Genomic DNA, 15,174 nt, shown 5'->3' on the forward strand with positions numbered 1-15,174 from the left:
ATGGGCATCTGGAATCTCTATTTCATCGCCGTGCTTTACTTGGCCGCGGTAGGCAGCATCCAACCGGTCTGGTGGCTCAACCTGCTGTTGGCGCTGGCGCTGCTGGTGCCCCTGCATCAGCGCTGGCAGCGCGTGACACGACAGGCGCTGGCCGTGCTGGCGGGCGTGGCCTTGCTTTACCACGAATCCAAGCTGCCGCCGGTCGGCTACGTGCTCAAGCAGATCCCGGCACTGGCCTCGTTTTCGCCCACGTACATGATGGAACTGGCCCGGCGCCTGTTCAAACCGGCAATGGTCTATATCCCGATACTGGTGTTGGTGATCTATGCCATCGTCAACCGTTGGGTGCGCGTGACGACGTTCGTGCTGTTGGCGCTCGTCGTGTTCCCGCTATGGCAGGGCATGGGCACGCTGATTGCCAAATCCAACGGCGGGCCGGGCTATGCGGTCAATCCGCGTGCTGACGCGGATACGGCGAACGCGGGTACGGACAGTTCTACCGGCAGCTACGACCAGCAACTGGCGGCGTTCCATCATGCGGAAAAGAGCCGGCGTGTCGCGTTCTTCCCGATGAGCACCGATCCTGCAGTGCAGTTCGACATCATCATCATCCACATCTGCTCGCTGTCCTGGGACGACCTGGATGTGGCCAACATGCGTGACAACCCGCTGTTCGGCAAATTCGATTACGTCTTCAAAAAATTCAGCAGCGCGGCAAGCTATAGCGGGCCGGCCGCGATTCGCCTGTTCCGTGCCTCGTGCGGGCAGGACGCGCACCAGGAGCTGTACAGCGCCGCTCCCCAGGAATGCCATGTGTTTGCCGATCTGGCGGCGGCAGGCTATGACGTCGAGTACCTGATGAACCACAACGGTCGCTTCGACGATTTCCGCGGCATCGTGGAGCGCGAGATTGGCCGTCCCGGTATTCAGCCGCAATCGATCGAGGGCCTGCCGCCGTTCATGCGTGAATTCGACGGCTCATCCCTGGTCGACGATTACGATGCGCTCGCGAAGTGGTATCAGGATCGCGCAGCCAAGGGCGGCGGACCGGTGGCGCTCTACTACAACACCGTGAGCATGCACGACGGCAATCGCCTGCCCAACAGCAATCTCACCAGCCTGCAGTCGTATCCGATTCGCTTGACACGGCTGTTGAGCGATATCGATCGGTTGACCGACCTGGTCGCCCATTCCGGTCGCAAGGCCGTGTTGATTTTCGTGCCTGAACACGGGGCTGCATTGCGCGGCGATGCGGGGCAGATTTCCGGCCTGCGCGAAATCCCCACGCCGCGCATCATCGATGTGCCGGTAGGCGTGAAGCTGATCGGCCTGCCTGCCGGCAAGGATCCGCCGGGCCACGCCATTTCCATCGATACGCCGACCAGCTATCTCGCCCTGGCCCAGCTGATGTCGAACCTGGTGGCCAACAGCCCGTTCAAGGCCGACGCACCGGCGCTGGACCAGTACTCGCACGATCTTCCGCAGACCCGGATGGTGGGCGAGAACGAAAACACCGTCACCATGGGCACCGCCAACGGTTATGTAATTCATACGCCCGACGGCGTCTGGATGGAGGGCAAGTAATGGCCGCACCACGCGATCCGCATGCCAGGATGAAGCCTAGCGATATTGAAACCTATGCCAGCTATGTCGAGGGCGTGGATCCGGCGCGCTATTACGACAGCCAGGCCAAGGACGTGTGGCTGGCCGCGCTCAAGCGTTGGCCCTTGCTGGCGTCGGTGCTGTACGCGGACGACCCGTCGACCGGGCCGCGTTGAGGTCGGCTCATTGGGTTTCGATGCGATCGCGACCGTTGGACTTCGCGCGATAGAGCAGGGCGTCGGCTTCGCGCAGCAATTCGTCGACTTGCAGCTTGGTACCAGCCACGCGCTGCGCAAAGGCAATGCCAATGCTGACGGTGAAGCCGAACTGCTCGCCATCAGTGGCTGTGATGGCCTGCACGCGAAGCTGCTGGCATAGTTTTTCTGCCAGTGCCTTGGCGTGCTGCGCCGCCTGCACGCGCAGCAGTATCACGAACTCCTCGCCGCCGAAGCGCGCCACGATATCGTCCGCACGCACGGTTTCACGGCACAACGTGGCCAGCGCCACGAGTGCCTTGTCGCCGCTTTCGTGGCCATAGGTGTCGTTGACGCGCTTGAAGTAATCGATGTCCAGCATCATCAGCGCCACCACCGGATCACTGCCGCGTTTGTCGGCAAGCAGCACGCGCGCGCGGCTCTCGAACGCGCGGCGGTTGAGCAGGCCGGTAAGCGGATCGGTTTCGGCCATGGTCTGCAATTCGCGGATCAGGCGATTGCGCTCATGTTCCAGTTGGTGGCGCTTGAGATCGTTCTGCTTGAGCACGTTGAGCGCGGCGAACAGGTCCTGCACTTCGCTGCCGTAGCGCCCACGGGGGATTTCCGCCGCCGTGTCGCCTGACGCGATCGCGAGGATGAACTGTTGTGCCTCCGAAAAGGGACGGATGACCTTTTCGCGGAAACGCCAGATCATCACCACCAGGAGTGCGGTCAGGGCGACGGCCAAGAGGCCGCTGGCGAGCAGGTAGAGCAGGTGCTTATGCAGGCTCTTGTCGATGGTTTCGCCGGCCAGGGCCAGGGAGTCGTCACGGAATCGGTCGATCGGCGCCACCATTGGGCCGTAGTGGTCGGAAAGCTCCATGAGCGTGGCGTTGGTGCCTGAGGCACGGGTGGCCTCCTGGCGCAGATTGTTGAGGAGTACCACGGCCTCGCCGTAGTAACGCCGGTCGAGTTCGGCATAGTCCTGCAGCAGTTCGGGCGGCAGCACGCGCACGCTCGGCACCAGCAATTGCCGCAACTGTTCGATCTTGCCCATGCTCGCAGCGATCTCCAGCGCCTCCTGCTCGGTCAGCGGTCGATGCTTCACCAGCGACGGCGCGAACTGCTGCGCGACCAGGCCGGCCTGTTCCCTGAGTAGGCCCGACAGCCGCGCGACCAGCAGATAACTCTGCACGTCGGCGTTCTCGCGAATAACGCCGGTGGCGCCGGTCTGCGCAATCGTCGACAGGCGAGGTATCACTCTGACGATCTGGCTGAAGCCGTTGACGATGTCCGCGTCGGTGCGGGCGGTATGCTGCATGGCATCCAGTCCCTGCCGTGCCTGGATCAGTTGAATCCGCACGCTATCCCACGACGGCGCAATCGCCGCGCAATGTTCGCAGTCGGGGTCGCTCAGAGCGGCGCCCAACTCATCCATGCGCCGATCGGTCATGCGCCGTGCGGCGTCCAGCACAATGCGCCATCTCGCGGATTCCGGTTCTTCCAGCATGAGCACGCCGACGGCGGGCCGGCGCTCGCTCGATACGTCGGCCATGGCGCGCAATGCGCCCCGCACGACGATGAACTGCTTCTGCGCCTCGCGGGCATCGCGATAGCCCTGCCACTGCAGGGCGAACTGCCACACCATCATCCCGATCACCATGACGTAGAGCGTCGTGACGATGTAACGAAACCGCCGGTTGATGGATTCGTTGGGAGGTGCCGGTGTTGGCATCGGTGCGTGTCGCCGCAATCATGGGAACCATCGGAGGACGGCTACTGCACCGACCCGCCGTTCCGCGACGGCCCCCCCCTGTGGCTTCAGCCCGTGGCGTGCGTACAGTCTCGGCGGCCTCTCGTGATGGCTTCGTAGGCGGATGGGGTTTTGCAGGCCCAATCCGCATGTTGGTGATATTTAACGTGAAATCACGCGCCAGCCAGGCGCTGGAAAGAGCGGGCACAGGTTCCGCGCGGCGACGGTCGTTCACTCGATCCCGTTCGGCGCTACATTCCAAGCCGCCCACCCACGCGCTCAAAGGTGTCGACCATGGCTCACGACTTTACGCCGGCAGACGCCAAAGCCCATGCGTGTTCCTACATCCTGCTGAGTCTGCTTCAACGCATGGATATGAAGGAGCCCGGCCTGATCGACGAACTGATCGCCGGTGCCGAAGGCGACTTCGCAGCCTCCCGCGAGCAAGGCGATTTGCCACCGCCCGTGCCGATGATTTTCCGCGAAGCCATCGCCATCCTCACGCGTGCCAACGCGTACAAACGCAACATGGCGGTCAGCGCCAACGACGACGTGTAGCGGGCGCCGCGCATGAAGCGACGAACCAGGCGGCGCATCGTTCGAACGCTGCTCACGATGGTGGTAGTGGGCGCACTCGTGGTGGCTGCGTATTGGCATCGCTCGCATCGACAAGTCGATGCGTCCGCGGCCGCAGCGGCGGCGCGCCATGACCAGCAGATCGCCTCCTGCGTAGCGCAGATCCGTCCTCGACTTCAGGGCGAGATCGATGGCTGGCGCCTCGTCAGCGACCTGTCGACAGGGCAGGGGAGGCAGTTCACCTTCGCCGCCAATTTCAACGCGAAAACCGCGCTCTATCACTGCGACGTGGATGGTTCCGCCACCGTCCTGGCCGTCGAGGGGCCGCAGTGATCGGCGCCTAGGACGCGGGCAGGGACGCCATCAGCGACTGCAGGTTTTGCGGGACGACGCGGATCAGCCCGCCGCGCGGACTATCGATGTCGGCAATCAGCATCAGCGAGATGGCGACCACCAACGGCAACACGAACAGGAAGAACGGCTCCGGCGGCCTCCGCCCCGTGCCAACACCCACCAACAGGTTGCAGCCGATCGCGATGGCGCCCAACAGCATCCAGGCCGCTATGGGTATGCGATTCCACCAGGCTGCCTGCGTATAGCCTTCCGAATTCAACACATCGTTCATGCCCGCCACCACCAGGGCCGTGATCGGCGTGGGTGTCTGGCCAGCCGGCGTGACGACCGCACTCCACAGCTGCGACTGCAACTGGTTCTTGCGCGCCGTGATGGCGGGCAACTGGCTGCGGTCAGTGGTTTCGTAAAACGTGATGCGATGTTGCAGATACGTCCTCAGCAACGGCCGCAGCTTCGACGCATCGGCGGGCGCAAGCAGATCCAGTCGCACGTATTCCGTGCCGATCGCGTTCGCCTCCGCTTCCTCATAATTCTTGCGCTGGTCGTACCGGCTGATCGCCATCGAAAAACTGAAACCGATGATCAAGCCAAGCAGGGTAAGCGTGGCCCCTTGCACCACATTGAACATGTCCCGCGACTCCGCCTCCGCCAACGGTCGCCGCCGGGACCACCAAGCGCCCAAGCGCGCGGCGATCCACATGGCAATGAACGAGATGACGAACACCATCAGCGGATGGTTGATTGCGAACATCATGGACTGTCCCCTCGGGCAGATCGCGGCTGGCAACGACCGGCCGGCGCGTGGCGGAGATCCTCGCGAAGGGGAAGTGAAGAAAGTGGATAGCGTCGTCTAGATCCGGGGGGGCGTCGCCGTAAAGCGGGATAGAGGTAGCTAATGAAGGATTGCTACCTCCGTGCAGAAGATCTGCGCGATACGCTCCCGGCAAACTGTGCGTTGCTAAGTTACTGCCCTCCGCACGTTACGTGTGGTGGACAATAGTCAGTGTGCACCCGGGCTGGCGGCATCCGCCGGCATAGACGCCTCAGCCGCCGCACGCTTTGGCGTATCGAGCGGGCACCAAGTCTTAAGCCGCTTGCCCTCGCGGTACAAATCGATGCATTCACGCATCTCGGCCTTGAAGGCCAGATCCGGCGTGTTGATTGGGCAGCCGGACGAGAGCGGCTCACCTGCCTTGTATTCGTCAATACAGCTTGAAAGCGGCGGCCCCTTGGGCGGGTTGGGATCGTCGGCCAGGGGGGCTGGCGGAAGGTTGAGGCGCTCGTCGCGATTCATGGACGAAGCAGGCGGGGGAGGTGAGCCGCATAGCAGGTTGGTGGCAGTGCTGCTCTTGGTGGGATCGCAGACGCTTTTGGCAACTTCCTTGATCACATCGCCGATATGGCGACCCACGGCGCCGCCGGCGGTCTCGTTCGGCGGCGGGAAGTACTTTTCGAACCGCGTCGCCTTGTACTGCATGTGGTTGCTGTCGTGCTGCATGATCTGGCGATCGTCGGCAGGCTTGGGCGGCTCGGGGGCAGTTGCGGTCGTCGAAGTAGCATCCGTTGTGGATGACAGATGCACTGAGCCATCTTTCGCGAACAAACTTGTGGCGGAGGGAGTTGCCACCGAAGTCGTCGGCGCAGGAGCAGGCGAATGATCCTGCACGACCATGGCGTCATGACGAGGCTTTTCGTGTACCACCGGAGGAACGCGCGCAGCCAACACTGGCTGCGGCGGCGCCAGTTTTTGCGGCTGTGCGGATGGCCCTGATGGCTGCGCGGGACGCGGCGCCCTGGGATGATCGATCAGACGCACGATCAGCGCCTGGTCGTTATCGATATGCGCCAGTTCCGTATGCTGCGCCTTGGGTTGCATCTCCAACCACAGTCCCACTGCGAACAGTGCGTGCAGTACGCACACCAGGGTCAGCGCCAGCACCAGCGTGGGGCGCGTCAGCGGCGGCTGCCGCCAGCGTCTGCGACCTAGGCTTTCACGCGTTTCGCTGTCGAGTAATGCCAGGCCGCGCGCACTATCTCCCTCCTGTCGATGTTGCACCTGCCCGGAACGCTTCATTACACCCCTACCACGCCTATGACGGAACGAAACATGCGCGTGACGTCAGCGCCTGTTGCGACAAGCCTGATTAGACAGGTTCTTTCAATCAGGGTTCCCCCTGATCCGCGTCAGAGAAGAAGCGCAAGAAAGCGCGGATCGGATGCCCACCTCGACCGAATCATTTCTCTGCAAACTAAAAGGTGAGGCGATCACTCGCCGGGCCCTCTGTCATTGGTGGATGCGGCGTGTTTTTCTGGGCCGGCAGGTTGCACCAGCAACACGAATTCCTACCGCCCACTCAACGCATAATACGCAAGCGCCGCCAGAAACATCAGCAACGCCAATGCACTGAAGAACGTTGCAATGACCCGCCACAGCGAAGCATCTTGGGCGTTCACGGCCTCTTCTCTCTTCCAGCAGGTCCTGACCAGATAGCCGCAAAAAATCATCAGCAGGACGTAGATACCGATGGATCCGATGTCCGACTGCAGCAGCATGGGGAGCTGCCCGTCCTGGGCGACCGCGATCAGGGTGAGGGTGGCGGTGCAGAACATGACGGCGGAGACGACCACCTTGCCCAGGGTGCGCACGCGCAGGTCAGTGGCCATCGTCACGGAGGCACCTCGACTAGCTGGGTTGGGATGCCATGAATATACGTCGCCCACCAACAAAAAAGCCCGGCGATCACTCGCCGGGCGTTTCCGTATTGGTGGAGGTGGCGGGAGTCGAACCCGCGTCCGAAGGCGTTTGACGCCCGGTACTACATGCTTAGCTCGCCGTTAGATCTCATCCCGCGACAGCACAGCGTGCAAAGCGCATCGAGGGACCAGCCTGCTTGATTTAGCCCTTACCGACAGGCGGCAGCTTCGGGCGATCTCGTGATAATGACCCTACATCCACGAGCACGAGCACAAGTGGGTTCGGGGCTAGGCCTTAAGCGGCCAGAGCGTAGTTGTCGTCGTTGGCAACTATAAGTTTGCTGCTGGATTAACGAGGAAAGCTGCCCCCTCGGCATGCACCAAGCTATCTCACTACCCCCGTCGAAGCCATGACACCCCCGGGGAAACTGAAACAGTAACTGGTCAGCCAGTATATGTAGGCAGAAGGCATTTCTACAAGCTGGCACGACGCCGCTATGGTTTGCCCCATCACCACCGAAAGGAACGGCCATGGTCCGGATACGTCAGGCGGTGTTGCACGACGCAGGTGTGTTGACCGATTTGCGATGCGCCTTTCTGGAGGAAGAGCTCAAGCAGCAGCTGCCGGACGGCTTTGCCGATCATTTGCGCGGCTGGATCGAAGATGCCATGCCTGAGGGCCGACTGCTGGCCTGGCTGGCCGAGGTGGAAGGGCGGGTGGCCGGCTGCGTGATGGTGCACCCGTATACGCATCTGCCATCGGCTTATTTCCGCCAAGGCGTCGGCTGGTATGTGCTGAATATGTTTGTCAGGCACACGCACCGTCGCCAGGGGTTGGCTACTGCCTTGCTCGCCGCCGTGGGTGCGACGGCAAGAGAGCAGGACATCGACTCGCTCAACCTGCACTCCACCGGCGCCGCGCACTGCATCTATGAGCGCTTTGGCTTTGGCACCTCGGTGGATGCGATGAACATGTCGCTGCGCAAAGACGTGGTGGGACTTTCCGAAGGCGAGCCGGGCTCGTGGCGGCGGATGTCAGGCTAGCTTGTTGTGCGAACGCATGGTGCGCTGCTTTTCGCGCTGCCAGTCGCGTTCTTTTTCCGCATCGCGCTTGTCGTGCGCCTGCTTGCCCTTGGCCAGGCCGATTTCCACCTTGACCTTGTTGCCCTTCCAATAAAGGGCCATGGGGATCAGCGTGTAGCCCTTGCGCTCGACGGCACCGATGAGGGTGTCGATCTCCTCACGGTGCAGCAGCACCTTGCGCGTGCGGCGATCATTCGCTACCACGTGCGTGGATGCGCTGATGAGCGGCGGAATCGAGCAGCCGATGAGAAAGATCTCGTTGCGCAGCACCACGGCGTAGCTGTCGCCGAAATTGATCCGGCCGGCGCGCAGCGATTTGACTTCCCAGCCTTGCAGCTCGAGTCCCGCCTCGAAGCGTTGGTCGATGTGGTACTCGTGGCGTGCGCGTTTGTTCAGCGCAATGGTGCCGCCCGAGCTTTTGTCTTTGTCCTTAGGCTTGGCCATGTCCGTTAAACTTCGGGCTCATTGCCCTGATGATGGTCCCGTCCGTGGAGGGACTGAAGATGATGCTCAAGAAGAGGCTGAAGTGATCGAGATCCGCCGCAGCGCCCTGGTGCGATATTCGCCGGACCAGATGTTCGATCTGGTCAATGACGTTGAAGCATACCCAAAGCGCTTCCCCTGGTGTGTCGACGCTCAGGTGCTGGAACGTGGCGAGGACGTGCTGGTGGCGCGGCTGGATCTCAAGTACATGGGGTTTCGCCAGAGCTTTACCACGCGCAATTCCACCGTGCGTCCCAGCCGTTTGCATATGAGCCTGGTCGATGGACCGTTCCGCAGCCTGGACGGGCTTTGGGAGTTCATCGCGCTGGGCGATGCCGGCTGCAAGATTTCGTTCGCGCTGGATTTCGATTACGCGGGCAAGCTCGGTGGAGCAGCCATCAAGCTGGGTTTTCAGGGGCTGGCCAGCCGCATGGTGGACGATTTCTGCCGCGAGGCGGAGCGCACCTATGGCTGAGCAGGTCACCGTCGAGGTGGTCTTTGCCGAACCTTCGCGACGCTGGCTGCGCAAGGTGAGCTTGCCCTCGGGCAGTACCGTGGCGCAGGCCATCGAAGCTTCGGGCATCGTCCAGGATGTTCCAGGACTGGTCGTGGATCCGGCCCGACTGGGCATTTTTTCCCGCAAGGTGGGGCCGGAGCACGTGGTAGGCGAGGGCGACCGGGTGGAAATCTACCGGCCGCTCACCATCGATCCGAAAGAAGCACGCCGGCGCCGCGCCCACGAGGGCTGACGCCGGCCGGTGGGCCTTAGTGACCGTCGTTGCCGCCGCCGTTGTCGCCGCCCTTGTCGCCACCGCCGGTCGACTTGTCGCCCTTGGTTTCGTCCACTGGGTAGCTGGCGTGGTACTTCTTGGTGTCGTTGACCAGCTTCTGCGCGTCTTCGGCGAAGAAGTCGCCCTCGGTGCGCACCAGCACGTCGTTATTGAAGGTGAGCTTGAGCGAGCGAACCTTGATGTCGCCACCACGGTGCTGCTGGGTGGAGACGTAATTCCATTCGTTCTGGCTGAAGGGCGAGTTGACCGAGGGCGAACCCATCAGCACCAGCACCTGGCGCTTGGTCATGCCGGGCTGCAGCTGATCCACGGTTTTCTTGTCGAGCAGGTTGCCCTGTTGCACGTCGGGGGTATAGATAAGACGGCAGCTGGCCAGCGAAAGGGCCAGCATGGCAAAACCCAGCGTGCGAATCAGCTTATGCATGCGTGTTGCGTCCGGATCGTAAAGGTGTCGGATGATACACTAACGGCCTCGTAGCGCCGTGTGCGTGGAGTTTGCTATGGAACAGGAAACGAAAGAACTGCGCAAAGCCGGTCTGAAGGTGACCCACCCCCGCATGCGCATTCTGCAGATCTTCGAGGATGAGGAAGCTCACCATCTCACCGCCGAAGACATCTACAAACGCCTGCTGGCCCACCAGGAAGACATCGGGCTGGCCACCGTCTACCGGGTGCTGACCCAGTTCGAGGCGGCCGGCATCGTCGTCAAGCACAACTTCGAAGGCGGCCAGGCCGTCTACGAGCTGGACCGCGGCAAGCATCATGACCACATGATCGATGTGGACAGCGGAAAGGTCATCGAGTTCGTCAGCGAGGAGATCGAGCGCCTGCAGGCCGAGATCGCGGCCCGCCACGGCTACGTCATCGAGGATCACAGCCTGGTTCTGTACGTGCGCCCCAAGAAGGGCAGCAAGTAAGCCAAGGCGTGCGGTGTCGGGAAGGCCGGTGACGGAAACGTTGCCGGCCTTTTTCGTGGCCAGGCGGGCGGGATACAAAACCTTCGCCCATAAAAAAAGCCGCGGGAGGACTCCTGTCCGCCCTACGGCTTGATCCGTTACCGGATGGCTCCTAGGAGGGCGAGTTGCTCGCGCGTCCCGGTTTTGCCACCGATTCCGGCGGAACGGCATCCTGCCGTTCTTCTTGCCCACCGTCCCCACGGTTGGCAAGGCTCACCATCTTGCGATGGTGGCTCCCCCACATCGATGAATCCAGCGTAACGAACCCTTCACACCTTGAGTATCGGAAAATTTCCTATGTAACGATCCTAAGTGCGAGCTACGTCACTAGTTTGTGTGTTGCTGCGCAACATTATTCGAAGATGAACGCCCTGGACCTCCGGCCGGACCCGGAACAGCCCACCCAGCGAAGTCACCCGGTCGCGCATGCCCTGCATGCCGCGACCGCCCCGGGGCATGCGGGCGGGCAGGCCGATGCCGTTGTCCCGGATGTCCAGCAGGGCCAGCGCCACGCCCTGGCGTTCGCCGATGCGCAGGCGCAGCTGGAAGGTGTCCGCATGGGCGTGCTTCACGGCGTTGGTGGCGCTTTCCTGCACCAGGCGATAGACCACCGTGCGGGTGTCGTCGTCGAGCAGGCGCGGGTCGCCGTGCAATTCGGTGCGATAGGCCACGCCGGCAGCATTGAGCAGGTCGCGGATCGGGCCCTCGTCCAGCGCGCGCAAGAGGCCGAATTCGTCGAGTACGGCAGGGCGCAGGTCGTCCAGCAAACGGTGCAGGGCGCGACGCATATGGCCGAGGATGGCGTTGATGGACACGCCGATATCGTCCATGCCGGCCTGGGCCAACCGCGATTGGGCCAGCTTGAGATGGGTCTGGATCGCCGTGAGGTTCTGGCCCAGCTCATCGTGCAGTTCGGCGGCCATGTGGCGGCGCTGGTTTTCCTCGGTGCGCAGGTTGCCGCGGGCGGCGTCGCGCAGCTGACGGGCAAGATGATCCAGGCGGCGGTTCACCGCAGCCAGATAGACGTTCTGTTCCGCCACGCGCTCGCTGCTGCGGCGTAGCGCATCGGTCGCCGAACCAAGCATCAGCGCACCGGTGCCGGCCACCGCCAGGAACAGTTCGCCGGGTGCGCCGGGGGAGCCATGACCGGAGAGGTGATCGACCAGGGTCATGCCGAGACTGGAGATCAGCATGGCCAGACTCGCGCCACGCCAGCCATGGCGGAACGCAAAGAAAAGCACGGGTGCCAGCGACAGCACGCGGGCAAACTGCGGCTGCGGCGCCGCGTGCGAGGACAGCACCAGCAGGATGGCCAGCGACGGCAGCAGCACCAGCAGGCCGTCCATCAGCAGGCGCCCCAGGGCGCGCTTGTCCAGCCGGGCCCGCAGCAGCATCACCAGCAGCGGGACTACCAGCAGCACCCCGACGTAGTTGCCCAGCAGGTCCTGGCCCAGCGCCTGCATCATCAGCTCGGTGGTGGGGCTGGCGTGGACCAGCGCCATCAGCACGGCATCCGTCGCCGTCGTGGCCGCTACGGTAAAGGCCGCCGACAGCAGCAGGCGGGCCACGTCCTCGGGATCGCGCAGGCTGGCGTGCAGGTTGGCACGCCGCATCAGCCACAAGCAGATGGCGACCACCAGGGGCTCGGGCAGCTCGCCCAGCAAAAAGCCGTGCCAGCCCATCGGCTGCGGATGGACATAGGAAATCAGCCCGCTGGCGGCGAATTCCGCACCGAGCAGCCACGGCCACATGCGCATGGGCGCCAGCAGCAGCGCGCCGAAACGCAGGCCGTAGGGAAGCATCCAGTAGGGTTGCTCGGTGGGCCACAGCAGCAGCCAGAGCAGCAGATAGCCGATACCGAGCAGTAGATTGGAACCGGGCAGTACGGGGTGTCTAGGTCGCATGCGGTCGATGTTACATGGCGTCGGCAGGGCGTCTAGGCGGCCACCAGCAAGCTTTTGAGCAGTCGCATGCGCGGGGTGATCGTCAACGGCTCCGCAGACTGCTATACATGCGTTCATGTACAGCATTGTCCTGGTCGATGACCATGCCATTGTCCGCGAGGGGTTCAAGCGGCTGATCGAATTGGAACCGGATCTGGAGGTCGTGGCGGAATGCCGCTGCGCCGACGATGCGGTCGAAGCGGTTGGCACCTGCCGTCCCCATCTCGTGGCACTCGATCTCTCCCTGCCCGATGGCAGCGGGCTGCCGTTGATCGAGCATCTGCGCAGCGTCGCCGTGGATACCCGCATCGTGGTGCTGAGCATGCATGACGGCGAGCCGTACGTATCCGAGGCCCTGCGCCGCGGCGCGAGCGGCTATGTCACCAAAGGCGTGGCCCCGGAAGAACTGGTGGCCGGGCTGCGTGCAGTGATGCAGGGCGAATGTTTTCTCAGCTCGGATCTGCGCAAGCGTCGCGCTGAGCGGCCGAGTGAATCACGCGATCCCATTCACCGGTTGACCGCACGCGAGCGCGAAGTGTTCCTGTTGCTTGCCGCGGGCCGTGCGCCCAAGCAGGTGGCCGGTGAGTTGGGCATTGGCCAGAAGACTGTCTACATCCACCGCGCCAGTTTGATGGGCAAGCTGGGTGCCGGTTCGGAATTGGATCTCTATCGCATGGCCGCCGAGCGCGGGTTGTTGCCGCGCAAGAACTGATTCGCCAGGTGATCGGGATGTTGCTCGTTGTAGGAGCGCACCCTGTGCGCGACCACCCGACGAAGCGATAGCGACCCAACGCTGCGGTCGCGCACAAGGTGCGCTCCTACAAGGGCCCATTTTGATTTTGTGGGAGCGCACCCTGTGCGCGACAAACCTACGAAGCGATAGCGACCCGGCGCTGCGGTCGCGCACAAGGTGCGCTCCTACAAGGCCCTTTTGATTTTGTGGGAGCGCACCCTGTGCGCGACAAACCTACGAAGCGATAGCGACGCGGCTCCGCGGTCGCGCACAGGGGGCGCTCCCACAGGTGTATGCGCGACCTATTTAGACCTGCGCCCGCTCCAACATCTGCTTCGCATGCGCACGCGTTTCGCGAGTGATCTCCACACCGCCCAGCATGCGGGCAAGCTCATCGCGGCGACCATTCGCATCGAGTTTCTCGATACGCGTGCGCGTGGACTCGCCATCGCTGTCCTTGCTCACGCGCAGATGCGCGTGACCTTGCGCAGCAACCTGGGGCAGATGAGTGACGCACAGCACCTGACGTTGAGCGCCGAGCGCGCGCAGCTTTTGGCCCACCACTTCGGCGACAGCGCCGCCGATGCCGGTATCCACTTCGTCGAACACCATGGTGCCGACGGTGTCCTTGCCCAGCGTGGCCACTTCGATGGCGAGACTGATGCGAGCCAGCTCGCCGCCCGAGGCCACCTTGCGCAGCGCGCGCGGCGGCTGGCCGGGATTGGCGCTCACCAGCAGTTCGCAGCGTTCGCGGCCCTGCACGTCGGGGTCGCCTTCGTTGGTGGCTTCCAGCTCTACCACGAGACGACCGCCGCTCATGCCCAGCTCGCCCATCAGGACGCTGACTTCTCCGCCAAGACGCTCGGCGGCCTGCAGGCGTGCCTGGCTGAGTTGGGTGGCTTGCTCGTCGTATTGCTGCTGCAGGCGTGTACGCTGCTTGGCCAGTTTTTCCAGCGCGTCGCCGGCGCCTTCCAGTTCGCTCAGTTCAATGCGCAGCGTGCCGGCCTTGTCGTGCAACTCGGCCACCGTCACGCGATGGCGGCGCGATAGTTCGTGCAGACGCGTGAGGTGGGTGTCCACTTCCGCATAGCGGTTGGGATCGAGATCGACGTCGAGCGCATAACGTCCCAGGCCATCGGCGGCTTCGCTGAGCTGGATGGAGGCGTTGTCCAACAGCTCCAGCAACGGGGCGAGGCGATCGTCGAGCGCGGCGAGCTTGCTCATTTCCAGCTGGGCACGGCCCAACGCGCGGCGTAATGCGAATTCGCTCTCGCCATCGAGCAGTTCAACGACGCCGCCCGCGCCTTCAGCCAGGCGGCCGGCATTGGCCAGACGCTTGTGGCTGGCCTCCAGCTCGGCCAGGTCGTCGGCGGGCAGCGCCCATTTTTCCAATTCACCCAGTTCGTGGCTGAGCAATTCGATGCGCTGCTCGCGGTCGTCGCCGCCGCTGAGCTTGCGGATGCGATTGCCCAGCTCGCGCCATTGCTGCGCCAGCTCACGCACCTGCGTCACCAGGGCTTCGTTGCCGGCGTAAGCGTCGAGCAGCTCCATCTGATGGGCGCGCGAGAGCAAGGCCTGGTGCTCGTGCTGGCCGTGGATTTCGACCAGCAGGGTGGCCAGTTCGCCGAGCTGGCTGGCATTGGCCGGGCGGCCGTTGATCCAGGCGCGCGAGCTGCCCTCGGCACGGATCACGCGGCGCAGCTGGCAGCTGTCCTCTTCGTCCAGTTCCTCGCGGCTCAGCCAGGCGCGGGCCTCGGGCAGGTTCGTGAGATCGAACTCGGCGGTCAGCTCGGCGCGGTCGCTGCCGGCACGCACCATGCCGCTGTCGGCGCGGGCGCCGGCCAGCAGCATCAGCGCATCCACCAGCAGGGATTTGCCGGCGCCCGTCTCGCCGCTGACCACGGTAAGACCAGGGCCGAAGGCAATCTCGGCTTCTTCGACGACGGCAAAATGACGAACGTAGAGCGAGGTGAGCATGGGTGGCGGCTTGGTGAAGTCGGGGGATTGTAAGG

The 15,174-nt window shown here is 63.3% G+C and carries 17 protein-coding genes and 1 other RNA gene; 9 read left to right on the forward strand and 9 right to left on the reverse strand.

The features are described 5' to 3' along the window. Together bcsG and AC1DMY_RS07935 are read left to right on the forward strand one after the other, a co-directional pair. Nucleotides 1-1,584 (forward strand): cellulose biosynthesis protein BcsG, encoded by a 1,584-nt coding sequence (gene bcsG / locus AC1DMY_RS07930; RefSeq protein ID WP_477164426.1) that lies wholly within the window; start codon nucleotides 1-3, stop codon nucleotides 1,582-1,584. Further along, nucleotides 1,584-1,778 (forward strand): hypothetical protein, encoded by a 195-nt coding sequence (locus AC1DMY_RS07935; RefSeq protein ID WP_477164427.1) that lies wholly within the window; start codon nucleotides 1,584-1,586, stop codon nucleotides 1,776-1,778. The genes bcsG and AC1DMY_RS07935 overlap by 1 nt, the downstream gene beginning before the upstream one ends. A gap of 7 nt (nucleotides 1,779-1,785) precedes the next feature. Here the strand turns inward: AC1DMY_RS07935 and AC1DMY_RS07940 are convergent, their stop codons facing one another. After that, nucleotides 1,786-3,531 carry a GGDEF domain-containing protein gene (locus tag AC1DMY_RS07940; RefSeq protein ID WP_477164428.1) on the reverse strand — a complete coding sequence of 582 codons (1,746 nt, stop codon included), beginning with the start codon at nucleotides 3,529-3,531 and terminating at the stop codon, nucleotides 1,786-1,788. A 312-nt stretch (nucleotides 3,532-3,843) separates the two neighbouring features. Between AC1DMY_RS07940 and AC1DMY_RS07945 the strand changes: the two genes are divergently transcribed. Next, nucleotides 3,844-4,107 carry a hypothetical protein gene (locus AC1DMY_RS07945; protein WP_477164429.1) on the forward strand — a complete coding sequence of 88 codons (264 nt, stop codon included), beginning with the start codon at nucleotides 3,844-3,846 and terminating at the stop codon, nucleotides 4,105-4,107. A 12-nt stretch (nucleotides 4,108-4,119) separates the two neighbouring features. Continuing rightward, on the forward strand, nucleotides 4,120-4,458 hold the full coding sequence (locus tag AC1DMY_RS07950; protein ID WP_477164430.1) for a hypothetical protein: 339 nt from the start codon (nucleotides 4,120-4,122) through the stop codon (nucleotides 4,456-4,458). Between the two features lie 7 nt (nucleotides 4,459-4,465). Here AC1DMY_RS07950 and AC1DMY_RS07955 read toward each other — a convergent pair whose 3' ends face one another. From AC1DMY_RS07955 to ssrA, 4 genes are all read right to left on the reverse strand, one after another. Next, on the reverse strand, nucleotides 4,466-5,233 hold the full coding sequence (locus tag AC1DMY_RS07955; RefSeq protein ID WP_477164431.1) for a bestrophin-like domain: 768 nt from the start codon (nucleotides 5,231-5,233) through the stop codon (nucleotides 4,466-4,468). Between the two features lie 246 nt (nucleotides 5,234-5,479). After that, nucleotides 5,480-6,553, reverse strand: a complete 1,074-nt coding sequence (locus AC1DMY_RS07960) for a hypothetical protein (RefSeq protein ID WP_477164432.1) — start codon at nucleotides 6,551-6,553, stop codon at nucleotides 5,480-5,482. A 269-nt stretch (nucleotides 6,554-6,822) separates the two neighbouring features. Beyond that, on the reverse strand, nucleotides 6,823-7,149 hold the full coding sequence (locus AC1DMY_RS07965) for a hypothetical protein (RefSeq protein WP_477164433.1): 327 nt from the start codon (nucleotides 7,147-7,149) through the stop codon (nucleotides 6,823-6,825). 93 nt (nucleotides 7,150-7,242) lie between these two features. Then, nucleotides 7,243-7,594, reverse strand: a transfer-messenger RNA (tmRNA) gene (gene ssrA, locus AC1DMY_RS07970). Nucleotides 7,595-7,704: 110 nt separating this feature from the next. Between ssrA and AC1DMY_RS07975 the strand changes: the two genes are divergently transcribed. Next, entirely contained in the window at nucleotides 7,705-8,217 is a 513-nt protein-coding gene (locus AC1DMY_RS07975) for a GNAT family N-acetyltransferase (RefSeq protein WP_477164434.1), read from the forward strand. Here AC1DMY_RS07975 and smpB read toward each other — a convergent pair. Continuing rightward, entirely contained in the window at nucleotides 8,209-8,700 is a 492-nt protein-coding gene (gene smpB, locus AC1DMY_RS07980) for an SsrA-binding protein SmpB (protein WP_477164435.1), read from the reverse strand. The genes AC1DMY_RS07975 and smpB overlap by 9 nt on opposite strands. An 82-nt stretch (nucleotides 8,701-8,782) precedes the next feature. Here smpB and AC1DMY_RS07985 point away from each other — a divergent pair, with 82 nt between their 5' ends. Next, nucleotides 8,783-9,214 (forward strand): type II toxin-antitoxin system RatA family toxin, encoded by a 432-nt coding sequence (locus AC1DMY_RS07985; RefSeq protein ID WP_441604128.1) that lies wholly within the window; start codon nucleotides 8,783-8,785, stop codon nucleotides 9,212-9,214. Then, entirely contained in the window at nucleotides 9,207-9,488 is a 282-nt protein-coding gene (locus AC1DMY_RS07990; RefSeq protein WP_477164436.1) for an RnfH family protein, read from the forward strand. The genes AC1DMY_RS07985 and AC1DMY_RS07990 overlap by 8 nt, the downstream gene beginning before the upstream one ends. A 16-nt stretch (nucleotides 9,489-9,504) precedes the next feature. Here the strand turns inward: AC1DMY_RS07990 and AC1DMY_RS07995 are convergent, their stop codons facing one another. Further along, a complete protein-coding gene (locus tag AC1DMY_RS07995; protein ID WP_477164437.1) occupies nucleotides 9,505-9,954 on the reverse strand; it encodes an outer membrane protein assembly factor BamE in 450 nt (149 codons plus the stop codon). A gap of 76 nt (nucleotides 9,955-10,030) precedes the next feature. Here AC1DMY_RS07995 and fur point away from each other — a divergent pair, with 76 nt between their 5' ends. Next, nucleotides 10,031-10,447: a ferric iron uptake transcriptional regulator gene (gene fur / locus AC1DMY_RS08000; RefSeq protein ID WP_109127012.1), complete on the forward strand. Its 417-nt coding sequence runs from the start codon at nucleotides 10,031-10,033 to the stop codon at nucleotides 10,445-10,447. A gap of 347 nt (nucleotides 10,448-10,794) precedes the next feature. On the opposite strand, the gene AC1DMY_RS08005 is transcribed toward fur, so the two are convergent. Further along, complete coding sequence (locus AC1DMY_RS08005; RefSeq protein ID WP_477164438.1) at nucleotides 10,795-12,390, reverse strand: MASE1 domain-containing sensor histidine kinase; 1,596 nt, start codon at nucleotides 12,388-12,390, stop codon at nucleotides 10,795-10,797. Nucleotides 12,391-12,505: 115 nt separating this feature from the next. On the opposite strand from AC1DMY_RS08005, the gene AC1DMY_RS08010 reads away from it, so the two are divergent. Then, nucleotides 12,506-13,141 carry a response regulator transcription factor gene (locus AC1DMY_RS08010; RefSeq protein ID WP_046970299.1) on the forward strand — a complete coding sequence of 212 codons (636 nt, stop codon included), beginning with the start codon at nucleotides 12,506-12,508 and terminating at the stop codon, nucleotides 13,139-13,141. Nucleotides 13,142-13,468: 327 nt separating this feature from the next. Here the strand turns inward: AC1DMY_RS08010 and recN are convergent, their stop codons facing one another. Further along, nucleotides 13,469-15,139 (reverse strand): DNA repair protein RecN, encoded by a 1,671-nt coding sequence (gene recN, locus AC1DMY_RS08015; protein WP_477164439.1) that lies wholly within the window; start codon nucleotides 15,137-15,139, stop codon nucleotides 13,469-13,471. Nucleotides 15,140-15,174 lie beyond the last annotated feature (35 nt).

This window comes from Dyella sp. 01L423 (assembly GCF_056399945.1).

Coding starts and splice junctions, on each gene's coding strand:
- AC1DMY_RS07995 (WP_477164437.1), bottom strand. CDS start 9,954: ATGCATAAGCTGATTCGCACGCTGGGTTTTGCCATGCTGGCCCTTTCG.
- AC1DMY_RS07945 (WP_477164429.1), top strand. CDS start 3,844: ATGGCTCACGACTTTACGCCGGCAGACGCCAAAGCCCATGCGTGTTCC.
- AC1DMY_RS07935 (WP_477164427.1), top strand. CDS start 1,584: ATGGCCGCACCACGCGATCCGCATGCCAGGATGAAGCCTAGCGATATT.
- AC1DMY_RS07950 (WP_477164430.1), top strand. CDS start 4,120: ATGAAGCGACGAACCAGGCGGCGCATCGTTCGAACGCTGCTCACGATG.
- AC1DMY_RS08010 (WP_046970299.1), top strand. CDS start 12,506: ATGTACAGCATTGTCCTGGTCGATGACCATGCCATTGTCCGCGAGGGG.
- AC1DMY_RS07955 (WP_477164431.1), bottom strand. CDS start 5,233: ATGATGTTCGCAATCAACCATCCGCTGATGGTGTTCGTCATCTCGTTC.
- recN (WP_477164439.1), bottom strand. CDS start 15,139: ATGCTCACCTCGCTCTACGTTCGTCATTTTGCCGTCGTCGAAGAAGCC.
- AC1DMY_RS07975 (WP_477164434.1), top strand. CDS start 7,705: ATGGTCCGGATACGTCAGGCGGTGTTGCACGACGCAGGTGTGTTGACC.
- AC1DMY_RS08005 (WP_477164438.1), bottom strand. CDS start 12,390: ATGCGACCTAGACACCCCGTACTGCCCGGTTCCAATCTACTGCTCGGT.
- AC1DMY_RS07990 (WP_477164436.1), top strand. CDS start 9,207: ATGGCTGAGCAGGTCACCGTCGAGGTGGTCTTTGCCGAACCTTCGCGA.
- AC1DMY_RS07960 (WP_477164432.1), bottom strand. CDS start 6,553: ATGAAGCGTTCCGGGCAGGTGCAACATCGACAGGAGGGAGATAGTGCG.
- AC1DMY_RS07940 (WP_477164428.1), bottom strand. CDS start 3,531: ATGCCAACACCGGCACCTCCCAACGAATCCATCAACCGGCGGTTTCGT.
- bcsG (WP_477164426.1), top strand. CDS start 1: ATGGGCATCTGGAATCTCTATTTCATCGCCGTGCTTTACTTGGCCGCG.
- smpB (WP_477164435.1), bottom strand. CDS start 8,700: ATGGCCAAGCCTAAGGACAAAGACAAAAGCTCGGGCGGCACCATTGCG.
- fur (WP_109127012.1), top strand. CDS start 10,031: ATGGAACAGGAAACGAAAGAACTGCGCAAAGCCGGTCTGAAGGTGACC.